Consider the following 16,968-nt stretch of genomic DNA (forward strand, 5'->3'; position numbering starts at 1 on the left):
TTTAAATTAACCTTAATTTTTTGTTTAAATCTTCATCATCAAACTGTAATGGTTTTTCTTCGGGTATCATCAGACTATCTAAATCATCATTCAAAACAAATTGATATTGTTCTTTTACAAAATCTGAAATATTTTCAATTAAAATCAAATCCTCTTTAGCAAAAGAATGAGTAAATTCATTTCTCAAACCGATCTGAATGGCTCTTCTTTCTAATTTTTCACCAAAAGGATCATGATCCGGATCCCATTGCAACCTCACCGAAGATTCTTTTATCTGGTTTTGCCATTCTTCTCTTGAAATTCCCAATCTGTCATTGTAAGTTGAATAAACGGCATTTTCAAGATACCTTTTGAAAGCTTCCATTTTTAAGTGAATAGCTAAAACACATTCCTGTCCGTCCTTTGTTCCCCAACCGTTTCGGTACATCATCCAAAGGAAATTTGGTTTTATCCAATTCTTTCTAAGCTGAATGCTCCTCCAAAATATTGATTTTTTAATGCAAATTCGCCAATTTCTTTCCGATAAGATTGATAAACAATAATTTTGTCATCATCATATTGAGCCATGATGTAATGACCTTCTTGAGGCCAATCCAGTAATTGCTCTTTATATTTTTTTAATTTGAGTTTCATTTTTTAGTTTTAATAATAAATTTTCTACATCAGCATTCGCAGGTTCTTTAAAATCTTTCCCAATAAATACTTTTGTTACCTTAATATTTCATACAATTGCCTGATTAAAAGTATCCATTTCTTCTGAAGGAACCCACAGTTCATTATGATTTCTTGCTCCCACATTTTGGGCAGGATATTTATTCACTATCTCTTCCAACACTTCAAATTCGGTTACAAAACCAAGATAATTTCCTGCTTCATCTCTCGTATTCCATTTTTCTGCAATTTCGGAAGCATAATCCACATTTAAAACAGGATAGAAAATCGGTTGCCATTCTAGTCTTGGAGGAAATTTTTTGTAATTGTTTTCGATAATTAAAATCATTTCTTTTTCTCCGACGGGTCTGTATAATGTTATAGTTTTCATGGTTGTGCTTTTTTATATTTTTAATTTGTTTTTTAACGCAAAGGCGTTTCACTTAACGAAGATCACAAAGAGTTCTTTATGATGATAAATTTTGACTAATAATTTTATTTCCTTCAGTCTGCGGATTTGTTGCATCTCCTTTCAAATATGTTATTGTTTTCATGTTGATTAAATTTCAATTTTATTTAAACTTCGACACTTTTCAATGTTTTTTAGTGTTCCACTTTTTCTTTTTTCATCAGTATTAAAATCAGCGGCTAAAAAATGTGTACAATGTTCAATTCCAAATTGATCTCTTTCATAATCAGAAGTAAAACATGCTACTATTTTCCATTTCTCTGCCTTTGTTTTAAACAAATTGGCAAAATATCTTGGCTTTTTTCCGACATGAAGAATCGTTACATTTTCAGATTTATCCTTTAAAAATTCCATCATCAAAGTATCAGTTCCTGAAAAATCTCCTATAATAAATTCGTATTCGGAAAGATTTAATTTTTTTAATGGTTCAATATAAAATTGATGAAAGTTTTCCCATGTTACATTCCCATTTCCAGATACATATATTTTTTTCATCGTTGTGTTTTTAATATTATTTTTAACGCAAAGTCCACAAAGCTTTATTTACTACTATCTGCTTTTAAGTTCGCAAAGGCGTTTCACTTAGCTAAGTTTACAATGTTTAATCAATTCTTTTAAAATCTTTTGAATAAGGTGAGTAAGATCCAAAAACCTGATCAAATTTCACCTTAAGATTTTCTATTTTAAATCTTTCATCCAACTGATCAAGACAAGTTACCACCAAATTTTTCTTTTGTGCAACAACATAAGCTTCATCCAATTTCAAGGCATAATTCAATAAATCATAATCCAATTCTCCGAAACGCAGATCCTTTTGAAATTCATTAAAAGTACAGGTTTCTTCTTGATTATTTTTCAGGTTTAGCAATTTTTCATTGCTCATCCATCCGCTTCCGTGGCGGGTTGAATAAGATCTTGTCACATAAAACATTTCGATATCCTCAATTTTTAATAATTGACAGATTTCATATGCATTTTTAGAAGTCGTATTTGCAAAAGTCACATTCGGAAAAACACCGTGATCCATATCAAGTAAAATTCCCTGGCTTCCTTCAAAAATAAGATGATTAAATGATTTTAAGTACTCATAACCTTCTATTTTCCAATGTATTTTATCAATAGCTTCCAAAAAATCCTGCAACGCGTTTTCAATTTCTTCTCCTTCTTCAAAACCATAATAATTGGCGATTCCTTTTAATTTTTCAACCAACATTGTTCTTGGAGCGATTAAATCAACTGCAAATAACTTGTACGGACTTTCATTTCTTTTCATCGTTGCACCAACTCCTTTTCCGCATGTTCCATGTTCTAAATTTTTGACATTCTTTCTGTTATATAAAACATCAAAAGGAGTTGTTACTTTAGCTAAAGGATGAATAGTTAATTCAATATTTCCATTTTTCTGAATTAATTCTTCCCTTTCGTTGAATAAATAGGTTGGATGAATCGTACAATGCTCTGTAAAATACGAAGGTAAACCACGCAGCGCACCACTCGCAAAACTGGAATGAATGTGCTTTTTATCATCAATCATCACCGTATGCGCCGCTTGTTGACCTCCTGAAAACCGAATAACTACAGTCTCAGGATGTTGCTGAGCCAGAAAATCGGTTGTGATGCCTTTGCCTTCGTCCCCAAATCCTAAGCCTATAATTATTTGTGCTGTTTTCATTTTTAATACATTTGAATATTATCTAATCCTAAATTTTCTGTTGTTTTCGTAAAACTATCTTTAAATTTACTACAAACCACATCTTTAATCACCTTCGGAACATCTCTGTAATCTTCAATAGACAAACAGTTTTGCCCCAACAGATCTTTCCAGCCTTTGTCTGCATCTACCGCCTGTCCGGAATGTAAAACGCTGATGTGAAAAACTTCATATTTCTTCTGAGCTTCAGCCAACAGTTCCGTATGTTTGAAAGTCTGTTGACCCGTTCCCATCAATTCTCTGATCGCAGAAGCAGGAAGTGTTTTCAAACAAGGTTCGTCACCCACGGTGAATAATAATCCTTTTTGATTTCTCTTTTCAAAAGCATCTGTTCTTGTGTGAAAAGCGGCAAAATACCAAGCCAACAAATAACTTTCTCCTGCATTTCCTCCTCCTCCAGACTCGATGTAAGTTCTTGTTAACCACATATCAAGCTCTTCATCTCCCGATTCGAACTGGCCGACTTGCAAAGGATAACCGTCACATTCGTGATCTCCGATTCCTAAGAATAAAAGCGCCGGATCAGGAACTCCGTCCTGGATAATTCCGCCCATCAATTTTGGAAGCCCTTCTTTAATCAAATCATAAGGAATATGTCCCATACTTCCCGTCACATCAAGCCCTAAAATAATAGGAACTGAATTTGGATGAACCGCAGAATCTCTTGATTCTCTGAAAGAAATACCATGTGGATTCATAGATTCATGTGCTTTTCTTTTTGCATTCTGCGTGAAAATCTCACTTGCAGATTTTGATGCATATCCTGCTTTCTTTGCTCTGTCAAAACGAGCGTCCATGTCGTATCTTGTACTTCCCATAACTTAAAATTTTTTGCCAAATAAATATTCGAATCTTGTTCTTGTTAATTCTAATTGAATATTTAAATTTCTGATGATTAATGATAATTCTATGTCTCTCTGAACGAATGCTTCCGGCTGAAAATCAGCGAATGTTAAACTGTTTTTGTCTAAAGGACTGATGTCGATCAAGCCTTCCTGCTCTCTTTCCAGTCTTTTGATTTTCAGTTCGATATCTTCTACTCTCCGCTTGTAAATCAGCTCTGCATCATCTCCGATAATTCGGGCACGGCCTTCTCTTATCTGGTCATTATTTCTTTGTAATGACTCGATGAATCTGGGTTTTAAGTCTTCTTCCATAATTCATTTTTGTTTGTGTTATTTTTACGCTATTTAAAAACTGCATGGTTTTACTTTAATTCTTTTCGAATTTCAATAAAAAAGGATTAGCTAGGATTCTTTTTAATATTAATATTTTGTTCTTTGGCCTTGTGTTTTTATCCTCTTAATTCGTCTCTAACTTCCATTAAAGCAAATCCTAATAAATTTTCACCATTCCATTGTTGTGGATTTTCCGCTTTTGGATCCGTTTCCAGCATTCCGATTCCCCAAATTGTATCGTAAGGACTCGCTTCTACTAAAATTTTATCGTTTGTTGAAAGCAAAAATTCTTTAAATTTTTCATTTTGTGAAAACTTCAACAGATTTCCCTGTTTTACGATTTCATATTTGTGTTCATTCCAAAGTTGAGGATCAAAATTTTTGACTTTTCTTCCTAAACTTTTTGCCTGATTTGGAGTATCTGCTCTTAAAATTTGTTCTAAAGTTTCAAGATCATTAAATAATTTAGCTTTTCCAGCCATCATATAATGTTCAGCAGTTTTATAACTCATTCCATTTTCTTCAAATTCATAAGGAAACCACTGACTGAAACATGCTTTTGTAATTTCTTCTTTCACAGTATGTCCCCAAAAGAATAGAAAATCTAATTTTTCTTTATTCTGATTATTCTGAAATTTCTTAATAATATTTTCTAATGTGTAGCTCATGATTGCGTTATTATTACACAAATGTAAAAGATTATGGCTTTATCTTCCAAATTTATTTGTGTTAATTTTACGCTAATTAATTTAATTGATTGATTTTCAGGTGTGAAAATTTATTTTATAAAACACGAATTACACAAATATTTTTCACTAATAGCACAAATGATTATTGTTCATTTAAGTTTTTGGCTAAAGCCGATTGGAATTTTTGTTTATTAAAAAACGGGCTAAAGCCCGTTCCTATTGATGTTAAAATTGTATTTATTGAACTTATAATTTTGATGTAGAAAGAATCTTTAAATTACATTAAAAGATTCTTCACTCCGCATTGCTCCGTTCTGAATGACAAAAGGGAAAAATCATTGGTGAAAATTCGTGTAAAAATTAGTGATATCTGTGTTTAAATTTATTTGATCTCGAAATAAAAACCTTGCTCTTCAAGCTCTTTATATTTCTCCTGATTGAAAGTAAATAATTTTCCAGGTCTGCCGCTGCCTTCTTTTTTTAAGTTATTGGTTTCATTCAAAAGTCCGTAACTCATTATTTTTTTTCTGAAATTTCGACGGTCAATTTCCTGTCCGATAATGGTTTTATAGAGATTTTCAAGTTCAGAAAACACAAATTCATCATTTAAAAGATTAAAACCAATCGGTTGATATTGAATTTTTGTGCGAAGTCTTTTTAACGCAATATCAATAATCGTTTGATGATCAAAAGCAAGTTTCGGAAGTTGATTCACACTGAACCATTGTGCATCTTCCGCATCAGAATCAGCAAACAATTCATGATAAGAAGGATTAACCAAGCCTAAATAAGCCACTGAAACCACTCTATTTCTAGGATCACGACCTACGTTACCAAAAGTATAAAGTTGTTCCAAAAAATCGGGTTTTATACCCGCTTCTTCCTTTAACTCTCTTTTTACGGCATCGTCAAGATTTTCATCATCTAAAACTAAGCCTCCCGGAAGTGCCCAACCTCCTTTGAATGGTTCAATATTTCTTTTAATTAAAAGAATCTGAAGATCTTTTTTATCAAAATATCCGAAAATAACTGCGTCTACAGCAACTTTTATATCTTGTAATTTTTTAGGAGAATCCATAATTTAATTTGCGTTACGAGTACACAAAAGTAACCATAAGAAACTTTAATTTCAAAAATAAAATAATATTTTTTCGGAATCTATTTTTTGCTACATTTATAATCATCTTAAAACTAAATATTTATGAAAAATTTATTCTTTGCAGCCTGCGCTGCTCTTCTATTTATCGCGTGTGATAAAGCAAAAATTGATGTGAAAACTTCAACCGGAACAGATTCAATCGCCAACGAAGAATGGAAACCGGTAGATTCTGCAACCGCTAACAAAGCATGGATGGATTTTGCTACGCCGGGAGATATGCAGAAAATGCTGGCAAAATCTGACGGGGTTTGGTCCGGAGAAAATACGATGTGGATGGAAGACGGTGGAAAACCTATGACAAGTACATCGACAACGACCAATAAAATGATCTTTGATGGACGATATCAATCTAGCGAACATAAAGGAAATTTTATGGGAATGCCTTTTGAAGGAATGAGTATTACAGGTTATGACAATGCTAAAAAGAAATTTGTAAGCACCTGGATTGACAATATGGGAACCGGATTAATGACCATGGAAGGAGACTGGAATCCATCTAAAAAATCAATTGAATTTAAAGGAAAAATGACAGATCCTACAAGACCCGGAAAAGACTGTAATATGAGAGAAGTCTATACTTTTGTTGACGATACTCATCAAACATTAGAAATGTATGGTCCTGATTCTAAAACAGGCAAAGAGTACAAAACAATGGAAATAAAATATACGAAAAAATAAAATCTAAACCGTTTCAGGTTAAACTTTTAAGAATAAAAAAATCCGCAGAAATTTTCTGCGGATTTTACTTTTATCTCTTGCCTTTTTACTTGGCTCTTTAGCTAGTCATTCAGTTTCAAAACAGCCATAAATGCTGATTGCGGAACTTCTACTCTACCAATTTGCTTCATCTTTTTCTTACCTTCTTTCTGCTTTTCAAGAAGCTTTCTCTTTCTTGAAATATCTCCACCGTAACATTTTGCGGTAACATCTTTTCTTAAAGCTTTAATGGTTTCTCTCGCAATAACTTTCGCTCCTAAAGCAGCCTGAACAGCAATATCAAACTGTTGTCTCGGGATCAGTTCACGAAGTTTTTCACACATTCTTTTACCAATGTAATACGCATTAGAGTCATGAATCAATGAAGATAAAGCATCTACCATATCTCCGTTGATCAGGATATCCATTTTTACCAATTTAGAAGCACGCATTCCAATTGGTGAGTAATCGAATGAAGCATATCCTTTAGAAATTGATTTTAATCTGTCATAGAAATCGAAAACAACTTCCGCCAGTGGCATATTGAAAGTCAATTCTACTCTATCTGCAGTCAAATAACTTTGGTTAACAATTTCACCTCTTTTCTCAATACAAAGTGTCATTACTGCTCCTACGAAATCAGATTTTGTAATGATTGAAGCTTTAATATAAGGTTCTTCTACTCTATCCAAAAGATTGGGATCAATCATTTCAGACGGGTTGTTGATTAAAATTGCGGTTTCAGGATCTTTTTTAGAATATCCGTGATACGAAACGTTGGGAACCGTAGTAATTACGTTCATGTTAAATTCTCTCTCCAAACGTTCCTGAACGATTTCCATGTGAAGCATTCCTAAGAATCCGCAACGGAAACCAAAACCAAGAGCTGCAGAACTTTCCGGTTCGAAAACCAAAGAAGCATCATTTAATCTTAATTTTTCTAATGAGAATCTCAATTCTTCAAAATCCTCAGATTCGATAGGGTAAATTCCGGCAAAAACCATTGGTTTTACTTCTTCAAAACCATCAATTGGTCCATCTGCAGGATTTACAAAAGAGGTAATCGTGTCTCCTACTTTTACTTCACGGGCATCTTTAATCCCTGAAATAAGGTAACCTACATCACCACATTCAATCGTTTTCTTTGGAACCTGTTTTAATTTTAAAGTTCCTACTTCATCAGCGCCATATTCTTTTCCTGTTGCGAAAAATTTAATTTTTTCGTTTTTAGAAATACTCCCGTTTACGATTTTAAAATAGGCTTCAATTCCTCTGAAAGGGTTATAAACAGAATCAAAAATCAAAGCTTGAAGCGGAGCTTTAGGATCTCCAACTGGTGGCGGAACTCTTTTTACAATCTCCTCCAATAATTCGTGAACACCCTCCCCTGTTTTACCGGAAACTCTAAGAACGTCTTCATATTTACATCCTAAAAGTCCCATAATTTCGTCGGTAACTTCTTCAGGATTTGCAGATGGAAGATCTATTTTATTAAGAATCGGAATAATTTCCAAGTCATTTTCTAAAGCCAGATATAAATTTGAAATTGTTTGTGCCTGAATACTTTGCGCAGCATCTACAATTAAAAGTGCGCCTTCACAAGCTGCGATTGAACGGGAAACTTCGTAAGAAAAATCTACGTGTCCCGGTGTATCAATAAGGTTTAAAGTATATTTTTCGCCATTAAGCTCATAATCCATCTGGATGGCGTGAGATTTAATCGTAATCCCACGTTCTTTTTCCAAATCCATATCATCAAGCGTCTGAGATTGTAATTCTCGTTGGGTCACCGTATTGGTGTACTCCAAAAGACGGTCTGCCAAAGTACTTTTACCGTGGTCAATATGGGCGATTATGCAAAAATTTCGTATGTTTTTCATTTAAGAACTATGTAATTTGCAAAGATAAAAAAAAGAGGGACAAATTGTCTCTCTTAATCTGTAAGCAATGAAATTATTATTTATTATCAGAAAAATCATATTCTCCCGTCAAAGAATCTATGTAAATTTCTTCTTTATCTTCATTTTTCATTTTCTTTTGTTTTGATGCTTGGTCGATAGAACCGGCAACAGCTCCTATTAAGCCAAACATTCCGTAAGTGCTGTTATACTGCGCCGGAAAAATATGACCTTTGTTTGCGATTATATAAAATCCATTCTCATTTTTGTTGATTTCTATGAAACCAGACATTGTTTTCTTGTAAGCTTTACCCTTTTCAATATAAGCGAACATTTTATAAGCAGATATCTTATCTTTTTTACCGTTCTCTATTTTTATTGCTTTCGTAACTTCTCCTTTATCATTTCTTTCCAAAACATAATTTCCTTGTTCCGGACTTTGATTGAAAAACGAAGTGAAATCTAAATAGATTCCATCCTTTAATTGTTCATTTTTAAAAGCTTCGTAGTTATTTTTAGTATAAGCTTCATAATCAACAAGATCATTGAATGTTACTGCATTTTGAATAGGTTCTAAAGTGTAAGCTTTTTTAATAAAAATAGAAAAAATCCTTGGGATATTTTTTACCATTAATTCTGAAACTTCTTTATCCTGAAAGACAAAAACAGTATCTTTTTTATACACAAATCTGTATTTATCTCCCTCTTTTTGAAATAATTGAGCAGAGAAATCCATTTTCCCATTTGTTTTTTTACCATCACTTTCTCCTGTTGAAAGTTTTAATCTCTTTAAAATAAGAACCAATTCATTCTTCCCTGCTAAAGAATTACCCTTATCAAACCAAGCTTGAAAATCATTATTTGGAGTTGTAGGAAAAACAACTTCTTTCATTTCTTTATTTTCCCCAAAAGGAATACTACCAATTGATTTATCCTGCCTTTGATCTAAAACCTTAAATCCTTTATAAGTAACACCGTCAAATCTGGTAATATTTCCTCTAAATTTAATAGCTTCTGTAGCTTGAGCAAATGATAAGATTGCCACAAAAGAGAAGACAATCTGAAATATTTTTTTCATAATTATTTTTTCTGTAAAAATAGATATTTCCTAAAAATTAAACGACCCTCACAATAAATTGCAAGAGTCGTCCAACATTAAAAAAATAAACTATTATGGAGTTTGCTTCGATTCTGAAGCATTCTTTTTTCCGCCGTGAGGTTTTCTTTCATTCATTTTATCTCTCATCATTCCCTCAGACTGAAAAAGCTTCAAGACTTTTTGACAAGGAATCACAGTCTGCATCTTCTCAGCATACTTTTTTCTATTGTCGAATAATTTTTGACCTACATCAAAACTTTGCTGAAGTTTTACTTTTGCTTCTTCTTCCGTGAGTTTTGCCGGGTCAAAATTTGAATCGAACTGACTTTTAATTTTTTTCTGATTGTCTAAATATTCATTATACATCGCAGTAAATTCTGCTTTATCCTGTGGAGCAACATCCAGCATATCAACAACCATGTTATTTCTGAATTGCGTAAGAAGCGCTTTTCTTTCATCTGGCGAAAGATTGTTTATTACCTCTTTTCTTTGATCGGGATTCATTTTCTTCCAATCATACTCTTTGATTTGAGCTTTCAGCCCAAAACTTGAGATAATAAAAAGTGTAAATAATATTTTTTTCATCTTTCTTTTAATTATATAAATCTAAATAAACATCTTGACTGGAATTGTTTGCCAATTCTGCAATTTCTGAATTGGGAAGCGATTCTAAATATTCATTCATATGGATTTCATTAGCCGTTTTTACCGCTTTTTTATTTTGATTTCCAGAATTATTATTAACAACCTGCGAAACCACAGGCTTTATATCCATTTGTTTTTCAACTCTTTGATCACGATTTTCTACTGAAGTTAAATCTGACTCTAAAGTTTCGTATGCTATCTGACTTTCCTTTTTAGGTGCTGTTCTGTTATCAGCATAATTTCCATTTAAATCTCCATTTGTAGAAGAATCTGAATTAGATTGATATACAAATGTCGCTCCGAAAATAAGAGCCAAAGACGCTGCAGCTGCATATCCCCAATTCAATTTGAAAATCGGAGCTTTGCGTTCAGTTTTTATTTCACTCATCACTCTGTCCTGAATATTTTCAAACATATTTTCAGGGACTTTGTAAATGTTTTTTCGTTCTAATTTTTCTAGATCAAAATCATTCACTTCGCTCAACACTCTATTCTGAATGCTTTCAAACATATTGTCTGGCATTTTATAAATGTTTTGGCGCTCTAATTTTTCTAGATCAAAATCTTTCATGTTGTGGGTTCTCAAAAATTATCTCTCGTAATTCTCTTTGATATATTCTTCTATTTTTTGTTTGGCGTAATGATAATTTGTTTTTAAAGTTCCTACCGACATATCAACTATTTTTGATATCTCTTCGTAAGGTAAATCATCATAATACCGCATCATAAATACCAGTTTCTGCTTTTCGGGCAGACTTTGTATGGCTCTTTGCAAAAAAACTTGTATTTCTTCAGCATCACTGTGTGTGTTATCGGCAACCAGATTCTGCATGTAATATTCCGGATCTTCATCGGTTTTCTGCATTTTTTTCAGTTTATTAATCTGCTGCAAAGCTTCATTGGTTGCAATTCTGTACAGCCAAGTATACAACTGACTGTCATTTTTAAACTGATGAAAATTTTGGTAAGCTTTTATAAATGTTTCCTGCAAAGTGTCCTGAGCAAGGTCTCCATCTACAATAATGCGTCTGATATGCCAATATAATCTACTCTGATAAGCATCCATCAACACCCGAATACCTTTATCAAGTGTTCGTGGGTTTTGCATCAGCGCAATAATTTCTGCGTCTTTAATCTTCATAAGATGCTTTCATTGTTTTGGATTACAAAAATATCTAAAAGTTAAATTACTTATTCAATTTTGAGTCCAATATATTAACTTTTAAGATTTATAGCAATAATATTTATTCGAAAATGTCCATTATAATTCAGCTTTCTACTCAAAACTAAAAACTCTTATCTTTGTTTTATGCAAACAGTCATTATCGGTTCCGGGAATGTTGCCTATCATTTGGCAAAAGCTTTCGTTCAAAATGGTATTTCCATAGCCCAAATCTTTGGAAGAAATAAGAAAGAATTGAATAAAATTTCAGAAGAATTAAATATTCCAAATTCAACTAAACATTTAGTCAAATCAGATTTATATATTATTTGTGTAAGTGACGGTTCTATAGGAGCTGTTTCTAAATTGATTACTAAAAAAGATTGCCTTGTCGCCCATACTTCAGGATCTCTTCCGAAAGAGATTTTGATAGGGGAGTACAGGAAATCCAGTTTCTACCCTTTACAGACTTTTTCTAAAACTAAAAATTTAGATTATAAGAAAATTCCTTTTTTTATTGAAACTGAAAATGAAGAAGACCAAAAAACTTTAACCGATTTGGCTTCAAAAATTTCAGATAATGTAATGGAAAGCACCCATGAAAAGAGGAAATATATTCACCTAACTGCAGTATTTGCCTGCAACTTTGTGAATCATCTTTTTGCAAGAGCCAAGGAAATTTCAGACGCACAGGAAATTCCGTTTGATTATTTTTTACCGTTGATTAATGAAACAGTTCAGAAAATTAATGAAATAGATCCTAAATCAGCCCAAACCGGACCTGCCGTAAGAAACGACCAAAGAGTTTTGGAATTGCATGAGCAGTTATTAAAAGATGAAAGTCTCGAGATTTATAAAACAATAAATCATTCAATTAAAAAAATGTATCAATTACCATAAATTTTTAACTTTGATGAAAACCGAAAAAATGGACACAAAAATTATTCGTTCTCTCATCATCGGAGCAGCAATCGTTATTACAGCTTTCGTCTTAGGCTCAAGTTTTAAAAACAGAAATTTAAAACAAGATACAATATCCGTTACTGGTCTTGGTTCAAAAGATTTTATTTCAGATGAAATAAGTTGGGGCGGAAGTTTTGATGCAAATGCAATGGATGCAAAAGAAGCATACAATTTGATTTCGCAAGACAAAGAAAAAGTAAAGGCATTTTTCTACAGCAAAGGTTTCAAAGCAGGTGAATTTGCTTTTGGTGGAGTGAATTTTTCAAGGTCTTATCGTACGGTTACTATAAAAGAAGCAGACGGAGCAGAAAAATCTGAAGATGTTTTTGACGGATACAAAGCTACCCAAAGTGTATTTTTCAGAGCTAAGAAAAATCCGGCTTTGATGAAAAAAATTGAAAGCGTAATTGATAAAACTGCAGAACTCATCAATAGTGGAGTACAGTTTGAACCATCTTCTGCACAATATACTTATTCTGACCTTTCTTCGTTGAAACATAGCTTGATAGAACAAGGCTCCAAAGATGCGAGAGAAAGAGCGGAGAAAATTGTAAAAAGTGCAGACGGAGACCTTGGAAAATTAAAAGACGCTTCGATGGGTGTATTTCAGATTACCGCAAAAGGTTCTACAGATGAAGATAGTTATGGAGGAAATTTTGATACCTCAAGTAAGGAAAAATCAGCGAGAATTACAGTAAGGCTTACTTACAATCTCGACTAATATATTTATTAATAAAAAACAAGGAATTAATAAATGCGATTGATTTGATTTTTTTATCATTCATCAATTATCATTTATCAATCATTAATTAAAATGAGTTATAAAGAGAAATTAAAAGATATAAAAGCATTTGTATTTGATGTAGACGGTGTATTTACAGACGGAAGCGTTTATCTGATGCCCGGTGGAAACATGAGTCGTGTAATGAATGTTTTGGATGGATATGCAGTGGTAAAAGCATTAAAAAACGATTATCTCATCGGAGTCATTACCGGAGGAAACGATGAAATGGTGAGACATAGAATCAATTATTTAGGAATACAGGATTACTATGCAAAATCTCATGATAAAATGGTCGATTATGAAGATTTTAAGGATAAATATAGTCTTAAAAATGAAGAAATCTTAACGATGGGTGATGATGTTCCGGATCTTCATATGATGCAGAATTCGGCAATTGCAACGTGTCCTGAAAATGCTGTTCCCGAGATAAAAGGAATTGCAGACTATATTTCGCAAATAAAAGGTGGAAGTGGAGCAGTACGTGATGTGATTGAGCAGGTGATGAAAGTTCAGGGAAAATGGCATGATGATAATACGCAATCTGTATAAAGGAGATGAAAGAAAATAGATAAAATACTTACAATCAAATATCTATTCTCATGAAATATAAAATATCATTTACCATTAATCGTTTATTATTTATAAAATACTGATGAAAATACTTTTAGCATCGCAATCTCCGAGAAGGAAAGAATTACTGTCAAGTTTAGGTTTTGATTTTGAAGTCGTGAAAATTGACTGTGAAGAAATTTTACCCGAAAATATAAAAATAGAAGCTGCAGCGGCTTATTTATCTGAATTAAAAGCAAATACATTCAGAAATTTGCAAAATGATGAAGTTTTATTAACCGCAGATACAGTCGTTGCCAATGAAAATCAGTTTCTTGGAAAACCGAAAAATGAAATTGAGGCAAAAGAAATGCTCAAGTCATTATCAGGGAAAATACATCAGGTTTATACCGGAATTACGATTAAAACTTTAGATAAAATCATTACAGAAACTGATGTTGCTGATGTAGAGTTTGATGAAATTTCTGATGAAGAAATTAATTTTTATATCAAAAACTATCAACCATTCGACAAAGCAGGAGGTTATGGTATACAAGAATGGCTTGGAATGGCTAAAATTAAAAAAATTAATGGAAGTTTTTATACCATTATGGGACTTCCGACGCATTTAGTTTATAAAATTTTGAAGGAATTATAGATATTTTCAAAATAAAATTTTATTATTTTTACAAAATCATCAAACTGCTGATAATAAAAAGTAAATTAGCGAGTTATATTGAAATAATGAAAAAAAATATAGTATTCCTTTTAGTAGCGATTATTGTCGTTTCCTGTGGCACGAAAGTGAAAAAACCGGAAGCCAGATCAAAGTTTTTAAAAGGATTTTCAACCTATTACAATACCCTGTTTAATGCAAAAGATGCTTTAAACAGTGAGTTTACGGAAAGAGACAAAGCTCATAAAGATAATTTTTATGCGCCCTATATTCCCATATTAACTTACGAAGAGCAACCTTTGGGAAGTGATTTGGGACAATCTTCAGCTTTTGCAGAAAATTCTATGAAAATGGCTGAAGTCAACCGACCACAACAAAATGCAAGAAATGCACCCGGAATGCCTCCAAATCCTGGAATGCCTGGAAATATGCCTCAAGATCCTAACAATCCGGGAGGAAACAAAGGTGCTACAGTTTTAGAAATTGCTGAAGCAAAAGCTTTGAAAGCAATTAATAAATATTCTGTCATCAGAAAAGGAGAGGAGCAGAACAAAACAATCTTTGATGCCTACATTATTCTGGCTCAATCTAGAATTTATCAGGGAAAAGCAATTAAAGCTTTAGATGCTTTAAACTATGTTTTCACTCACATGAAGGAAGATAAAAGACTTCCTTTAGCTCATATTTACGAAGCTTTAGCGTATTCACAAATTAAAAATTATCATAAATCTGATGAAATTTTTAATAAACTTAAAAGTGAAAAATTAAGCAAAGATCATGATAAACTGTTGAGCATTTATTACGCTGAATCTCTTTTGGATCATGGTAAAAAAGAAGAATCTATAAAAGAATTAGACCGTGCTTTTGAGCTGAACAGCAACAGAAAACTAAAAAGCAGAATTGCATTTTTGAGAGGACAGGTTTTACAAGAAACAGGAAAACAAGAGCTTGCAAGAGAGAGCTTTTTAGCCGCTTACAAATATGCCAATGATTTTGAATTTGAAGTAAAATCTCAGATCGAGATCGCCAAAACATTCAACGGAAAAGGAAACTATGAAGGAGCTAAAGATTATCTTGAAAAAATAAGCAAAAAAGGAACTTATGGATCAAGAAAGAATGAATTTTTCTATGCTTTAGGTTTAATGGCCAACAAAGCCGGTAAGAAAAAAGAAGCACAGGAATTTTTTAGAAAATCACTGCTTGAAAAAGTTTCAGACGGACAGGTGAGAGGTTTGGCTTATTATGAAATCGGTAAAGATTATTTGGACAGAAATGATTATATCGGAGCAGGAGCTTATTATGATTCTGCATTGGTTGCAATGACGTATGAACCTTCTAAAATTTTGCTGCAAGATCAGTCTAATTACATTAAAAAGATCTCTAAAAACTATTATTTAATTAAGAAAAACGACAGTATTCTGTCTTTGGCAAAAATGTCAGATGCGCAGAAAACTGATTATTTCGCAAAGTATATAGAGAAACTGAAAATTAAAGAAGAAAGAGAAGAACAAGAAAGGAGACGCGCCGAAAGAAGCAAAGGTTTTGATACCGGAGATTACAATGCCAATTCTCTTTTTGCGAACAGCTCAAATTCTTTCGAAGATTTTGGGATTGCAGCAAAAGGTTTTTATTTTGGAAACACAGGGACAGTAAGCAAAGGTACATCCACCTTTAAACAGGTTTGGGGAGATCGTGCTTTGGTTGATAACTGGCGTTATTCTAAAAAAATGGCATCCCTTCAAGACATGAAGAATGAAGCTTTGGGAGTGACTTCTGCACCCAATCCGAGACGTTTTGAACCTTCATTTTATATTGAGCAAATTCCTTCAGATGCCGGAAAATTATCTCAGTTGAAGAAGGATAGAGATACTGCTTCATTAGGTCTTGGAGTAATGTATCAGAATTATTTTACCAATACTCCTTTAGCAACAAAAACGCTTTATGATTTGGTAGATGTAAAACCAGAAGAAAAAGTAATGCTTCAGGCTTTGTATGAAATTTTTGCGATGAATCATGAGAAAAATCCACAAGCTGCAGCAAGAGCAAAACAAATTTTATTGACTGATTATCCTTATAGTTCTTTTGCAGAATTCGCAAGAAATCCTAAAAGCAATACTTTTGTAAAGTCTTCAGAAGAAGTTGAAAACGAATACAAAATGGCTTTTGCCTTGTATGAATCTGAAAAGTTTGCAGAAAGTCAGGGTAAAATAGAGCAGGTGGTTCTTAAATATCCTAAAGATGCGTTAGTTCCTAAACTAAATCTTTTAAATGCATTCAATGCAGGAAAAACAAGCGGAAAAGAAGTGATGATTCTGCAGCTTGAGCAAATCGTTTTGAATTACGCTAAAACTCCTGAAGGAATTAAAGCTAAAGAAATGCTGAATTATCTGAAAAGCGATATCGCATTCCAGGCAACCGATAATAAAGGAAATAAAATGCAAAATGACCCTTTTAACGAACCGGGACAACCTAGTAATAATCAGCAGTCTCAAAACAGTAATTTTGCTCCAAGCAATACTGGTAATTCTCAGATGAATAATAATGTTCCACAGAATAATAATATTCCGAAAAAACCAGGAAATAATACAATGCAGAAGCTTCAGCAAACGACAGGCGAAGTGAAAACAATGAAACAATAA

At 32.8% G+C, this 16,968-nt stretch carries 18 protein-coding genes and 1 pseudogene; 6 read left to right on the forward strand and 13 right to left on the reverse strand.

Translation table 11 applies throughout. The features are described 5' to 3' along the window. Position 1: 1 nt before the first annotated feature. From BUR17_RS11540 to BUR17_RS11575, 8 genes and pseudogenes are all read right to left on the reverse strand, one after another. Positions 2–633 (reverse strand): annotated as a pseudogene (locus tag BUR17_RS11540) (DUF4291 domain-containing protein). A gap of 88 nt (positions 634–721) precedes the next feature. After that, entirely contained in the window at positions 722–1,042 is a 321-nt protein-coding gene (locus BUR17_RS11545) for an ADP-ribosylation/crystallin J1 (RefSeq protein WP_074230528.1), read from the reverse strand. A gap of 168 nt (positions 1,043–1,210) precedes the next feature. Next, the gene (locus BUR17_RS11550) at positions 1,211–1,615 is read right to left on the reverse strand and encodes a hypothetical protein (RefSeq protein ID WP_074230529.1); all 405 of its coding nucleotides are present in this window, start codon (positions 1,613–1,615) and stop codon (positions 1,211–1,213) included. 106 nt (positions 1,616–1,721) lie between these two features. Then, on the reverse strand, positions 1,722–2,792 hold the full coding sequence (locus BUR17_RS11555) for an adenylosuccinate synthetase (protein ID WP_074230530.1): 1,071 nt from the start codon (positions 2,790–2,792) through the stop codon (positions 1,722–1,724). 2 nt (positions 2,793–2,794) lie between these two features. Further along, positions 2,795–3,649 (reverse strand): hypothetical protein, encoded by an 855-nt coding sequence (locus BUR17_RS11560; RefSeq protein WP_074230531.1) that lies wholly within the window; start codon positions 3,647–3,649, stop codon positions 2,795–2,797. Positions 3,650–3,652: 3 nt separating this feature from the next. Further along, positions 3,653–3,988 carry a hypothetical protein gene (locus BUR17_RS11565; RefSeq protein ID WP_074230532.1) on the reverse strand — a complete coding sequence of 112 codons (336 nt, stop codon included), beginning with the start codon at positions 3,986–3,988 and terminating at the stop codon, positions 3,653–3,655. A gap of 137 nt (positions 3,989–4,125) precedes the next feature. Next, on the reverse strand, positions 4,126–4,677 hold the full coding sequence (locus BUR17_RS11570) for an NADAR family protein (protein WP_074230533.1): 552 nt from the start codon (positions 4,675–4,677) through the stop codon (positions 4,126–4,128). Between the two features lie 403 nt (positions 4,678–5,080). Further along, a complete protein-coding gene (locus BUR17_RS11575; RefSeq protein WP_074230534.1) occupies positions 5,081–5,776 on the reverse strand; it encodes an NUDIX hydrolase in 696 nt (231 codons plus the stop codon). A gap of 123 nt (positions 5,777–5,899) precedes the next feature. Here BUR17_RS11575 and BUR17_RS11580 point away from each other — a divergent pair, with 123 nt between their 5' ends. Continuing rightward, positions 5,900–6,535, forward strand: coding sequence for a DUF1579 domain-containing protein (locus tag BUR17_RS11580; RefSeq protein ID WP_074230535.1), 636 nt, complete (start codon positions 5,900–5,902; stop codon positions 6,533–6,535). A gap of 101 nt (positions 6,536–6,636) precedes the next feature. On the opposite strand, the gene lepA is transcribed toward BUR17_RS11580, so the two are convergent. The 5 genes from lepA to BUR17_RS11605 form a co-directional block, all read right to left on the reverse strand. Continuing rightward, complete coding sequence (lepA, locus tag BUR17_RS11585) at positions 6,637–8,433, reverse strand: translation elongation factor 4 (RefSeq protein WP_074230536.1); 1,797 nt, start codon at positions 8,431–8,433, stop codon at positions 6,637–6,639. 76 nt (positions 8,434–8,509) lie between these two features. After that, positions 8,510–9,529: a hypothetical protein gene (locus BUR17_RS11590; protein WP_074230537.1), complete on the reverse strand. Its 1,020-nt coding sequence runs from the start codon at positions 9,527–9,529 to the stop codon at positions 8,510–8,512. 93 nt (positions 9,530–9,622) lie between these two features. Then, positions 9,623–10,135 (reverse strand): hypothetical protein, encoded by a 513-nt coding sequence (locus tag BUR17_RS11595; RefSeq protein WP_074230538.1) that lies wholly within the window; start codon positions 10,133–10,135, stop codon positions 9,623–9,625. Between the two features lie 7 nt (positions 10,136–10,142). Next, complete coding sequence (locus BUR17_RS11600; protein WP_228418704.1) at positions 10,143–10,718, reverse strand: hypothetical protein; 576 nt, start codon at positions 10,716–10,718, stop codon at positions 10,143–10,145. 66 nt (positions 10,719–10,784) lie between these two features. Further along, positions 10,785–11,336 (reverse strand): RNA polymerase sigma factor, encoded by a 552-nt coding sequence (locus BUR17_RS11605; protein ID WP_074230539.1) that lies wholly within the window; start codon positions 11,334–11,336, stop codon positions 10,785–10,787. Positions 11,337–11,504: 168 nt separating this feature from the next. On the opposite strand from BUR17_RS11605, the gene BUR17_RS11610 reads away from it, so the two are divergent. The 5 genes from BUR17_RS11610 (at position 11,505) to porW (ending at position 16,968) form a co-directional block, all read left to right on the forward strand. Then, positions 11,505–12,257, forward strand: a complete 753-nt coding sequence (locus tag BUR17_RS11610; RefSeq protein WP_074230540.1) for a Rossmann-like and DUF2520 domain-containing protein — start codon at positions 11,505–11,507, stop codon at positions 12,255–12,257. Between the two features lie 28 nt (positions 12,258–12,285). Continuing rightward, positions 12,286–13,041 carry an SIMPL domain-containing protein gene (locus tag BUR17_RS11615; RefSeq protein WP_074231190.1) on the forward strand — a complete coding sequence of 252 codons (756 nt, stop codon included), beginning with the start codon at positions 12,286–12,288 and terminating at the stop codon, positions 13,039–13,041. A gap of 93 nt (positions 13,042–13,134) precedes the next feature. After that, positions 13,135–13,653, forward strand: coding sequence for a KdsC family phosphatase (locus BUR17_RS11620; RefSeq protein WP_074230541.1), 519 nt, complete (start codon positions 13,135–13,137; stop codon positions 13,651–13,653). A 103-nt stretch (positions 13,654–13,756) separates the two neighbouring features. Then, positions 13,757–14,311: a Maf family nucleotide pyrophosphatase gene (locus BUR17_RS11625; RefSeq protein WP_074230542.1), complete on the forward strand. Its 555-nt coding sequence runs from the start codon at positions 13,757–13,759 to the stop codon at positions 14,309–14,311. Positions 14,312–14,397: 86 nt separating this feature from the next. Then, the gene (gene porW / locus BUR17_RS11630; protein ID WP_074230543.1) at positions 14,398–16,968 is read left to right on the forward strand and encodes a type IX secretion system periplasmic lipoprotein PorW/SprE; all 2,571 of its coding nucleotides are present in this window, start codon (positions 14,398–14,400) and stop codon (positions 16,966–16,968) included.

Source organism: Chryseobacterium scophthalmum, assembly GCF_900143185.1.
Lineage (GTDB): Bacteria > Bacteroidota > Bacteroidia > Flavobacteriales > Weeksellaceae > Chryseobacterium > Chryseobacterium scophthalmum.

Coding starts and splice junctions, on each gene's coding strand:
- BUR17_RS11550 (WP_074230529.1), bottom strand. CDS start 1,615: ATGAAAAAAATATATGTATCTGGAAATGGGAATGTAACATGGGAAAAC.
- BUR17_RS11595 (WP_074230538.1), bottom strand. CDS start 10,135: ATGAAAAAAATATTATTTACACTTTTTATTATCTCAAGTTTTGGGCTG.
- BUR17_RS11575 (WP_074230534.1), bottom strand. CDS start 5,776: ATGGATTCTCCTAAAAAATTACAAGATATAAAAGTTGCTGTAGACGCA.
- BUR17_RS11570 (WP_074230533.1), bottom strand. CDS start 4,677: ATGAGCTACACATTAGAAAATATTATTAAGAAATTTCAGAATAATCAG.
- BUR17_RS11590 (WP_074230537.1), bottom strand. CDS start 9,529: ATGAAAAAAATATTTCAGATTGTCTTCTCTTTTGTGGCAATCTTATCA.
- BUR17_RS11565 (WP_074230532.1), bottom strand. CDS start 3,988: ATGGAAGAAGACTTAAAACCCAGATTCATCGAGTCATTACAAAGAAAT.
- lepA (WP_074230536.1), bottom strand. CDS start 8,433: ATGAAAAACATACGAAATTTTTGCATAATCGCCCATATTGACCACGGT.
- porW (WP_074230543.1), top strand. CDS start 14,398: ATGAAAAAAAATATAGTATTCCTTTTAGTAGCGATTATTGTCGTTTCC.
- BUR17_RS11620 (WP_074230541.1), top strand. CDS start 13,135: ATGAGTTATAAAGAGAAATTAAAAGATATAAAAGCATTTGTATTTGAT.
- BUR17_RS11615 (WP_074231190.1), top strand. CDS start 12,286: ATGGACACAAAAATTATTCGTTCTCTCATCATCGGAGCAGCAATCGTT.
- BUR17_RS11625 (WP_074230542.1), top strand. CDS start 13,757: ATGAAAATACTTTTAGCATCGCAATCTCCGAGAAGGAAAGAATTACTG.
- BUR17_RS11555 (WP_074230530.1), bottom strand. CDS start 2,792: ATGAAAACAGCACAAATAATTATAGGCTTAGGATTTGGGGACGAAGGC.
- BUR17_RS11560 (WP_074230531.1), bottom strand. CDS start 3,649: ATGGGAAGTACAAGATACGACATGGACGCTCGTTTTGACAGAGCAAAG.
- BUR17_RS11600 (WP_228418704.1), bottom strand. CDS start 10,718: ATGCCAGACAATATGTTTGAAAGCATTCAGAATAGAGTGTTGAGCGAA.
- BUR17_RS11580 (WP_074230535.1), top strand. CDS start 5,900: ATGAAAAATTTATTCTTTGCAGCCTGCGCTGCTCTTCTATTTATCGCG.
- BUR17_RS11610 (WP_074230540.1), top strand. CDS start 11,505: ATGCAAACAGTCATTATCGGTTCCGGGAATGTTGCCTATCATTTGGCA.
- BUR17_RS11545 (WP_074230528.1), bottom strand. CDS start 1,042: ATGAAAACTATAACATTATACAGACCCGTCGGAGAAAAAGAAATGATT.
- BUR17_RS11605 (WP_074230539.1), bottom strand. CDS start 11,336: ATGAAGATTAAAGACGCAGAAATTATTGCGCTGATGCAAAACCCACGA.